This window comes from Bradyrhizobium sp. 142 (genome assembly GCF_023074015.1).
GTDB lineage: Bacteria > Pseudomonadota > Alphaproteobacteria > Rhizobiales > Xanthobacteraceae > Bradyrhizobium.
Genome location: NZ_JADPKQ010000151.1, coordinates 1 through 8,151, shown reverse-complemented (window position 1 = coordinate 8,151; position 8,151 = coordinate 1). Strand labels below are relative to the sequence as shown.

5 protein-coding genes and 1 pseudogene are annotated in these 8,151 nt (G+C 57.3%); 5 read left to right on the top strand and 1 reads right to left on the bottom strand.

Translation table 11 applies throughout. The annotated features are described in order from the left end of the window. Window positions 1-86: 86 nt before the first annotated feature. The 5 genes and pseudogenes from IVA82_RS14660 to IVA82_RS14640 form a co-directional block, all read left to right on the top strand. Window positions 87-281: pseudogene (locus IVA82_RS14660) on the top strand (ATP-binding protein); the annotation flags it as partial. 2,259 nt (window positions 282-2,540) lie between these two features. Next, on the top strand, window positions 2,541-3,593 hold the full coding sequence (locus IVA82_RS14655) for an amidohydrolase family protein (protein WP_247493352.1): 1,053 nt from the start codon (window positions 2,541-2,543) through the stop codon (window positions 3,591-3,593). Window positions 3,594-3,867: 274 nt separating this feature from the next. Next, a complete protein-coding gene (locus IVA82_RS14650; RefSeq protein WP_247493351.1) occupies window positions 3,868-5,004 on the top strand; it encodes an ABC transporter substrate-binding protein in 1,137 nt (378 codons plus the stop codon). Between the two features lie 343 nt (window positions 5,005-5,347). Further along, window positions 5,348-6,490 carry an ABC transporter substrate-binding protein gene (locus IVA82_RS14645; protein ID WP_247493350.1) on the top strand — a complete coding sequence of 381 codons (1,143 nt, stop codon included), beginning with the start codon at window positions 5,348-5,350 and terminating at the stop codon, window positions 6,488-6,490. Between the two features lie 621 nt (window positions 6,491-7,111). Next, window positions 7,112-7,276, top strand: a complete 165-nt coding sequence (locus IVA82_RS14640; RefSeq protein WP_247493349.1) for a hypothetical protein — start codon at window positions 7,112-7,114, stop codon at window positions 7,274-7,276. Window positions 7,277-7,840: 564 nt separating this feature from the next. On the opposite strand, the gene IVA82_RS14635 is transcribed toward IVA82_RS14640, so the two are convergent. Continuing rightward, window positions 7,841-8,151 (bottom strand): creatininase family protein (locus IVA82_RS14635; protein WP_247493348.1); only part of this gene is annotated, 311 nt, incomplete at its 5' end.

Below are 8,151 nucleotides of genomic sequence, written 5' to 3'. Positions count from 1 at the left end.
CTCAAGCCGGTGCCCGAACAGAAAATGATGCGGGTCGGTGATCGTGACGTGAGACACGACCCGTTCCAAAATAGGGGTACTCTGTCGTGTTCGGCGATCAGGCAATGACGCTGGCGGCCGTCGATCGCCTGGTGCACCACGCCACGATCCTCGAGATGAATGTCGAGAGGTACCGTCGAAAAGTTGCTCTCGATCGAAGGCGCGGTCCAGGCCGGCCGCCCGTTCACGCCACTCCAAACGAGCTCGACAAAGCGATGATTGACGCTGGCAGTACCGCTTGATTGTCGCGCAGCGTCAATCAGCGCTTGCCAAGCCGGCGGCCAGCGTCAATTATCTCCTGACTCGGCCGCCTTGTCTCATCTTGATTGACGCGCCGCTCTCATCCTGATTGTCGCGCCATAGGCTGAGAGTTTACGAAAGAAGGAAACAGCCCAAATCGCAGAAATAACCTGGACTGCGGCGCGGCGCGGTCACTACGCTGTTTCTGGCCAGCGCGTCTCTCCCAAACGTTAGCCGAGCCGGTCGCGTTTATTGAAGTGGCATTTGAGCCATAGCAGCCCTCGACACCCTTTCACGGTCGCTTGGTCTCGGCATGGGCGCCGATCCGCCGGGCGAAAGCTTGCCCTCGTCAATGAGGCGCCAACGCAACTTCCCTTAAAGATTGTGTCGACGTTTCCTCCGTGGCCGCCTGCTTTGCTGACCCAGGTAAGATGAATCTCAACTCCGCTTGGATGGCGAGTGAGATATCACATTTCACAACACAGTCGCTGTCGACTCGCTGATCACAGCCAGGTCCTCCATGATTGCGTCCACGATAAGTGCCAAAGACACGGAGGCAGTTAATCCGCTTTCAGAGCGTCGTGAAGGCCTCCGACGGCGAGCCGCTGGCGACCTTGGTGATCTCGTGCTTTCATGATCGGCGATGGTGCTGGATTGCTCTTGAAAGGGGCGAACAGCGCAAATGCACAGAAACTTATCGCATTTATGCAATCGGGCCGAAATGGCAGCGGCCTTTTACCGAAGGCGTCCGCTATGCAGGTCCGAACATAAATCAACACAAGCACCTCCCGTCCGAGAGAGAGCCGCATGCCTCAGAGGTATCGAGACGCTAAGTATCATCATTCGATGCTCTTCGTCCGCGTATACAGACTCGACCAGATTTTGAAGTGAACCGACGCTATGATCCTGGATTTTGAGGACGACATTCGGCCTGGCGGAGAAGCCGGCAGTGCGCCTTGCGGTCTCAGAAATCATCGAGGAGCTACGCAAAAGCCCGAGGTCTGTTCGTAAGTCTCGACGCGGGGCGGACGGGATGTCCGGTCGATGACCTGAGCGCGGTGACCGACGAGGAGAAACTTACGTCGTGAGGACCAGCAGCGTAGCCATACTGCGTTTGCGCTGTCTGGCCCAGGTGATAGAGTACGTCTTCGACCTACACCAGGACACGCTCGATTGCAATTCGATGACCTGATCCTAACTTGAAGTGAACGCATCCGAGCTGTCGAACTCGGCTGCCGTCGAGATCGAGGCCGCGATTTCCTAGGGCAAGCCGGCGTCGAGCCGGATCGCCTCGCGCGACGTCGCGCTTCGCGGACCGTCCTTCCTCAGTAGGGTGCCGACACCCGGAAAATCTGGAGATCGAACATCCGGAGTCTCGGGTCTTGTCGGGGCCGTGCCCGTCACCGTTGAGGACGTCATCGATACGTTCGATATGCCGACATGCTACTCCATGCTGCAGGTCGATGCGCCGTCCTGATTTGTGACGCAGCAGGGATGGAGCCTGTATGACGAACGTAGGCCAAGCGGTGCCTCCTCGACTGAAGCAATGCGCGGTGCTCAGGCCACTGAACAAACGACCTGCAGAATTCTGCTTGGTCATCAGGCTTTTTGGTCCTTCAGGCGAGGGACTTCCAGTCCGAGGGTATTTCCTAGTCTCATTCGCGCGATGGAAGATGCTGCGCTGGACCGCTGTGCGTCTCCTGTCAATGAATACCCAATCGATGGCATGTTTATCACCGTGTGGTGATCGTAGGTTTAGTTCAAAGGGGTGGATCGAAGGGCATTACGGGATGCCGCGCCGGCGCACAGGCTGGCTAACCATGCGTAACGGCTCCGGTCGAAAGCAAGTATCATTTCGGCGTGAGCTCGCAGGATTGCGCCAACTTCTTGTCAAGTTCGCAGCTTTGTTGTCTCGAATTTCGTTAGACCTATTCAGAGTATTGAGGCCGCGCTATCGCCGGTGTGAGCGTGTTCATCCATGGGCGAGTTCATCGTCTCGCTTCCGAAGGATGTACAGCGCCGCCAATGTTGGAGGAAAAACATGACCGAAGACCTTTGCATTCAGGCAGCCAATGCAACCGTCGCCGAAGGGTCAACTTGGGATTCCGAAGGAGCAACGGCTGCTGTGGTCGACAACAGGCGGCCGGCGCTGTTTGCGTTCTGCCTCACATCCGGGCAAACCGTTGGCTGGCCCTTGCCCCAGCGGGTAGGTTGCGCCCTTCCCACGGTCTATGGCTGTCCTAATTCAGTGAGGGAAAACGATGACCGTTATCGAGAAAGAAATAGTCCTGGAGCCAGATCGGCCGATTATCGATCCACACCACCATTTATGGGATTGGCGGGCGCGCGAGCCGCACAAACCGGCGTCGCGGTATTCTTACGATAATGTTTTGCACCGCACGCCGCGCTATCTCGCCGAAGAGTTGCTCGCTGATCTGAACAGCGGACATGACATCCGAGCTACGGTTCATCTGGAATGTGGTTCGATGTATCGGCGACTAGCCTCAACCGAAATGGCCCCGATTGGCGAAACCGAATTTGTCAACGGCGTCGCCGCTATGGGAGCCAGTGGAGTCTATGGCGACCGTCAACTCTGCGCGGGAATTGTCGGTTATGCCGATCTTAGCGTCGGAGATAGGGTTGCTGCCCTGCTCGAGGCGCATATGATGGCAAGTGCAGAGCGATTCCGCGGAATTCGGCAGAGCGCGGCCTACGATGTTGATCCAGAGGTGATCGAGCCATCCCCGCCCAGGCACTCGGGGCTATATTGCGATGCGCAGTTCCGAGCGGGCTTTCGCCGTTTGGCCCCGCTCAACCTTACGTTTGACGCTTGGCTTCTCGAACCGCAGCTTCCTGATCTAATCGATCTTGTGCGCGCTTTCCCTGACACGATGATTTGCCTTGATCACGCAGGTACCCCCCTGGGAATAGGTTCCTATAGCGGTCGTCGCGCGGAGCGGTTCTCAACATGGCGCACGAGCATCGAAACGCTGGCCAAATGCCCAAATGTGTATGTCAAGCTGGGCGGCCTTGGTATGCCTTACTCTGCCTTTCCATCATTCATGGCCCACCCACGCACATCATCAGTTCAACTCGCCGAAGAATGGCGACCGTATATCGAAGTTTGTATTGAGGCGTTCTCGCCTGCGCGTGCGATGTTTGAAAGCAATTTTCCGGTCGATGTGCTGACATGTAGCTATGCAACGTTGTGGAACGCCTTCAAGCGCTTGGCTGAGCCGTATACGGACACTGAAAAACACGAGCTCTTTTTCGCTACAGCGGCGCGCTTCTATCGAATCCAGATCGACCATTAAATGAGAGAGTTCGCACTTGTCCTCTTATGCCGATCTGACTGACCGCGCAGTGCGGGCGCACATCAACGGCCATCGGCTGGGCGTCGCCGGTCATCTCGCAGTCCAGAAAACCCGATTGGATGTTGCTGCGGTCTCACAATGCACAGAACCGTCGTGAGATGTGGAATTCTTGCAGCATAACCCAATGTGATCGCGATAATTGAATTTGTTACGGCCGTCGCTCTGGGTACTTTGAGCCGGTGAGGAGCGCTTAACAATCAATAGGGGAGGAAAATTGAAAAAGCTTTCTTGGAAGCATTTGAACCAAGGCCTAACCCGGCGATCGCTTCTTCAATCGTCGGCAGCGCTCTTGAGCGTGCCTTTGATCGCCACCGCTGCTGGGGCGCAGCCGCAGGACAAACTTGCGGGCAGCGGCGAAGTTGTGGTCTTCAGCTACGGCGGCACTTTCAGCGAAGCGGCTCGAAAGCATGTCTTTCGTCCATTCACAAAGGCCACCGGTATTGAGGTGGTGGATGTCGTAGCCGACTTTGCCGAACCGCACATCAAGGCGATGCATCAAGCTGGGCGGTTCGATTGGGATATCGCCTTCGTCGAGGCCAGAAACTTTCCGGAGATGTCCGAGGCGGGCATGTTCGAGCCGATCGATTACACTCTGTGGGATGAGGAATCGATCCAGGGAACACCATCGGACTCTCGCCTGAAAGAGGCGTTTGTAGTTGGCATCACGGCGGAGCTGCTCACATATGACAAGCGAACATTCGCAGATCGTGGGCCGAAAAGCTGGGCCGATTTTTGGGACGTTAGAAAGTTCCCGGGACCGCGCGGACTTATGGGCGACCTGGGTATATTTGACCTACAGTTTGCCTTGTTGGCCGACGGCGTTGCTGCGCGAGACATCTGGCCACTGGATGACAAGCAAATCGATCGCGCATTGAAGAAGCTCGACGAAATCAAGCCCCACGTGGTGAAATGGTGGGTGGCCGGCGGAGAACCGACTCAATTACTCCTGCGCGGCGAGTACGCCATGACGGCGGCCCATAATAATCGTGTTATCCAAGCGATCCGGACTGGAGCACCCTTCGAGATGGTGTACGAAGGATCCTGCTTGGTGAAAACTTTGGGCACTATCTTGCATGGTGGGCCAAATACCGCAAACGCGCAGAAGCTTGTGGCCTTCTTAAATCGCGCTCAAATCGCAGCCGAATGGACGCTTGGCACTGGTTGGCCTGGTGCCAACACAAACCAGCTGAAACACCTGCCCCCAGATTTGGCGCGCTTGCTTAGTGTTAACCCAGACAACGCCTCTCTGGCAGTGACTCAGGATTCGGCATGGCTGGCGAAAAAGCGTTCTGACGGAAAAACTAATTCCGACCATCTTGAGGAACGCTTTCTCGCGTGGAAGGCACATTAGTCCTGTAGCGCAATCAGCTGCGGCATGCGCCTGACTAAAAACGGCTTGGGCTCCGGTCCTCCATTGGATGGCCGGGCTTGAGACGTGATTCCAAGGGTTGTCGAAGCCAGTTTGGAGAATGTCAGGTCGGCATAGTCTGCCGTTGGTGGGAGCTTACTACTGCCGTCATTTGTTCTGAACCGTCTGGTTGCCCCCTTACGGGAATGCGGAATTTCATCGAGCTGGCGATGATAATTGGTGAAAACCGGCTCGGTCGTCGGAGTAGGGTTCCCCTTAGGTTCCAGGTGAGGTGCGCCCCTTGAGCCGTTGACGACTAAGCGTGTGCTTTCAAGAAGGGGGAATCATGTCAGAGCAGGTGTCTCGTATACTTCCAGGCCGCCGCGTAAGCCGACGTTCGGTCCTCCAATCATCGGCGGCAGCGCTGCTGAGTGCACCGCTCGTTGTAAAAGCCACTGCAGCTTTCGGGCAGGAAAAACTAGCCGGCACTGGCGAAGTGGTCGTTTACAGTTATGGTGGCTCGTTTACAGAAAACTTGCGCAAGTATGTCTCAGACCCGTTTACGAAGGCTACAGGCATCAGGGTTGTCGATGTGACAGCCGACTTTGCCGAGCCCCAGATCAAAGCAATGAGTGCAGCCAATCGCGTCGACTGGGACATCGCTCTTGTCATAGCTCAAGGATATTCAGAGCTGCATCAGGCCGGCGTGTTCATGCCCATCGACTATAGTCTCTGGGATGGCGAAGCGCTAAAAGGTGTGCCAGAATCTGCTCGCCTCACGGATGCTGTCTTAGCGTTCCGAAACGCGAATCTGCTAGTTTATGATGAGCGCGCTTTTCCGAAGGGCGGTCCGAAGAACTGGGCAGACTTCTGGAATATTAAGGAATTCCCGGGGCCGAGGGGACTGAATGCCAACCTTGGTTATCATTCCATGCTGTATGCCTTGATGGCCGATGGCGTCGCGCACAAAGATCTCTGGCCGCTGACCCATGATAAGATCGACCGGGCGCTCAAGAAGCTGGACGAGATCAAGCCGCACATCACCAAGTGGTGGGCGGCCGGGGGGGAACCCATACAACTGCTCAACAACCGTGAATATGCGTTGACGAGTGCATTTGATGGTCGCGCGCTCGCGGCGATTAAGCAGGGGGCTCCGATTCGCATGGCATGGGACGGCGCCACTATAGGAGGAATCCCCTGGACTGTTCTTAAGGGCGGGCCGAACAGCGCAAATGCACAGAAATTCATCGCATTTGTGAATCGAGCCGAAATGGCGGCCGCCTTTACTCAAGCTACAGGCTATCCCGGCCCGAACGTAAATCAGCTCAAGTACCTTCCAGCCGACCTACTTCCGCTCCTCAGCATAAACCCCGAAAACGCGGCGAAGACTGTCCAGCTCGACCACGCTTGGCTTGTGGCGAAAGGCCCGCATGGCAAGACCAACTCGGATCACATACAGGAGCGTTGGCTGGCATGGCGGGCAGGATGACCTCCGCCGCTATGGCTGGTCAGCCGACCTCTCCTCGCCATCTTAGCCAGGCCACACAGTGGGCCTGGCTACTGCATCTTCGTCGTGGTGCTCTCCAGTAACACTCGCTGGGCTTCTGTTGCTTTAATTGAGGGCGCCAAACTGAACGCTGGCGAATTTCCCACGCATCGGCGACAGCTTGTCTATCTACGAATGTTGAGCAAGAAGCTGGAGACCAGTCGTTCGGTTGAGCGCGTCAATCGGCAATACGCGCTTCCATCCTGATTGCGGCGCGGCAGACCGACGTTTTCTTAGAGACGTTCTTCGACCGGTGAACCAAATGTGCTGATGGCACCGCCGCCGGGGGCGCAGACAGGCAGGTACGCGGCTGATCCGCAGCTACTTACAGGCCCGATTGATGACGGGTGGCATCGATGGCGCGGAGCGAAGGCCCGCCGCAAGGCGATCCCTGTCACCGTTGCTTTCGAACATCCTGGTCGACGATCTGGACAAAGAGCTCGACGAGGCCACGCCTTCGACTGCAACATCTATCTGCGGACGCGGCGAGCCGGCGAGCGGTGATGGTGTCGATCACACGCTTCGTGACCAAGCGGCTGCGGCGCAAGGCTAACGCAGCAAAGAATGCTGTTGACCATCCTGGTGCGGACCTTCCTCGGCTACACCATGAACGCCAACAAACAACCGCGGCTGCGGATCGCGGCCACGAGTGAGCGGCTGCGGAGCAAGCTGAGGACAACGTTGCGCCAAGGGCGTGGATGCACCCTGCCATCGGCCGTCAAACCCTGACCCCCATGCTGCGTGGCTGGCTGCAATACTTCCGGCTGGGAGCCAAAGGGGTTCGGGTTAGATATCAAGATACGACGAAAATTGCAGTGTCTCCTCCTCTGGAGCCAGTGGAGCGAGCACGGATGCGCCGCAAACACTGGATGCAGCGGGGGCTCGATCGGAAGCTAGCATGGTGGTTGGCTTCCACGGCCATGGCCCTTGGTGGCGATGCCGGGGCCAGCCACATGAACGATGCCTATCGCGCCGCCTTTCGCGCGACTCGGTCTGCCATCCTCATCGGACTGCACATCTCAATCGTGCTTGACAAAATGCCGTGGACCGTACGAGGAGCAAGCGGGCGAGGACTCGTCCTCCCCGATTTCCGAACGTGGCTTGCGACCTACACCGAGATCATCTGCAACGGGCGCCACAAGCATGGTGGATGAAAACTGCGTCGAGCGAAATTGCGCACAGGGCGATCCGGGAGGGCACGACGCCGATTCCTGGCATGCACGGAGGATGAAACATCAGGCCGCCTTCCGCGCGCTGCGCATGCGGCGCCGCGGAGAAGTTTGCGCCCGATAGCTAGCGCCTGGGCAGAGCCCACAGTTCCTTGCTGCAGATCTTCTCGGCAAGATCGTGACTGATCACGTCGAACAGCCGCTCCCCCTTCTCGCGCGAGGCCGCGCTTGGATAACCGTAGACACCGTTGGAGGATTCGCTCGCGAGGCTGCGCCACAAATAGATGCCTTTGCCTACAAGTTCGGCGACCGATGGCGTGTGGTTGCCCTCGGCGATGCGGATGCGGTCCTCTGCCACGAGTTCAGGCCGCAACGCCATACACATCGACGTCTCAGCCTCGCAGGCATGCCAAAGATTGCTCTGCCGCTCGAGCA

What these genes read in the sequence shown, in the direction of transcription:
- IVA82_RS14640 (WP_247493349.1), top strand. Translation starts at nt 7,112, where the DNA reads ATGCTGTTGACCATCCTGGTGCGGACCTTCCTCGGCTACACCATGAAC.
- IVA82_RS14645 (WP_247493350.1), top strand. Translation starts at nt 5,348, where the DNA reads ATGTCAGAGCAGGTGTCTCGTATACTTCCAGGCCGCCGCGTAAGCCGA.
- IVA82_RS14655 (WP_247493352.1), top strand. Translation starts at nt 2,541, where the DNA reads ATGACCGTTATCGAGAAAGAAATAGTCCTGGAGCCAGATCGGCCGATT.